2 protein-coding genes are annotated in these 1,449 nt (G+C 76.7%); one reads left to right on the top strand and one right to left on the bottom strand.

Annotation, left to right across the window (positions count from 1 at the left end; all coding sequences use genetic code 11):
- Nucleotides 1–22: 22 nt before the first annotated feature.
- Nucleotides 23–772: a tripartite tricarboxylate transporter substrate-binding protein gene (locus KPL57_RS64755; protein ID WP_226359409.1), complete on the bottom strand. Its 750-nt coding sequence runs from the start codon at nucleotides 770–772 to the stop codon at nucleotides 23–25.
- A 13-nt stretch (nucleotides 773–785) separates the two neighbouring features.
- Here KPL57_RS64755 and KPL57_RS64750 point away from each other — a divergent pair, with 13 nt between their 5' ends.
- Nucleotides 786–1,442 (top strand): tripartite tricarboxylate transporter substrate-binding protein, encoded by a 657-nt coding sequence (locus tag KPL57_RS64750; RefSeq protein ID WP_226359408.1) that lies wholly within the window; start codon nucleotides 786–788, stop codon nucleotides 1,440–1,442.
- Nucleotides 1,443–1,449: the final 7 nt, after the last annotated feature.

Genomic DNA, 1,449 nt, shown 5'->3' with positions numbered 1-1,449 from the left:
CCGGGCACGCGTTCGCCCGCGGTCACCGCGAGCACCCGCAGGTCACCGGTCCGATCTGGTCGGCGAACTCGCCCACCCCGGACACCGCGAAGGCCACCTCGCCGCGCAGCACCGCCGCGAGCAGCGGACCGCCGCCCTCGTAGGACGCGTAGTGGACCCGGGCCGGCGCGATGCCGGCGCCCTCGGCCAGCAGCATCGTCGCGAGGTGGTCCGGCCCGCCGACGGTCGAGCCGCCGCCGACGGTGAGCCCGCCGGGAGCGGCGTGCCAGGCGTCGAGCAGGGCGCGGACGTCCCGGTAGGGCGAGTCCGCGGGCACGACGACGATCTCCGACTCCTCGGTCAGCCGTGCGATCGGCGTGGTGTCGGCGAGCGAGAGCGGGGTGTCGCGCGAGGCGGTCGCCCCGACCACCCCGAGCCCCATGCTCATCAGCAGCCTGCCGTTGCCGGCCTCGCCCTCGATCCGGCCGAGCCCGGCGATCCCGCCGGCACCGGACAGGTTGAACACCTCGACCGGACCGGTGATCCCGTTGTCGGACAACACCTTCGCCGCACTGCGGGCGGTGACGTCGTAGCCGCCGCCCGGCGGGTTGGGCACGAGGATGCGCAGGTCGGACAGCGGCCGGGGCCCGCCGGTCAGCACGATCGGGACGACGACCGCGGCGAGGGCCAGCACGAGCACCGCGACCAGCGCGGTGACCTGGCCCCGGCGGCGCGGCGGGCGGGCGCCTCGGAGGGCCGCCGCCCGCCCGCCGCGCCCGCCGGGCCAGGTCACCGCGCTGGTCGCGGTGCTCGTGCTGGCCCTCGCCGCGGTCGTCGTCCCGATCGTGCTGACCGGCGGGCCCCGGCCGCTGTCCGACCTGCGCATCCTCGTGCCCAACCCGCCGGGCGGCGGCTACGACGTCACCGCCCGCAGTGCGGCGAAGGTGTTGTCCGACAACGGGATCACCGGTCCGGTCGAGGTGTTCAACCTGTCCGGTGCCGGCGGGATCGCCGGGCTCGGCCGGATCGAGGGCGAGGCCGGCAACGGCAGGCTGCTGATGAGCATGGGGCTCGGGGTGGTCGGGGCGACCGCCTCGCGCGACACCCCGCTCTCGCTCGCCGACACCACGCCGATCGCACGGCTGACCGAGGAGTCGGAGATCGTCGTCGTGCCCGCGGACTCGCCCTACCGGGACGTCCGCGCCCTGCTCGACGCCTGGCACGCCGCTCCCGGCGGGCTCACCGTCGGCGGCGGCTCGACCGTCGGCGGGCCGGACCACCTCGCGACGATGCTGCTGGCCGAGGGCGCCGGCATCGCGCCGGCCCGGTCCACTACGCGTCCTACGAGGGCGGCGGTCCGCTGCTCGCGGCGGTGCTGCGCGGCGAGGTGGCCTTCGCGGTGTCCGGGGTGGGCGAGTTCGCCGACCAGATCGGGACCGGTGACCTGCGGGTGCTCGCGGTGACCGCGGC

The organism is Pseudonocardia sp. ICBG601, from assembly GCF_020496245.1.
The sequence above is the reverse complement of the archived record's forward strand: the minus strand, read 5'-3'. Positions and strand labels throughout refer to the sequence as shown.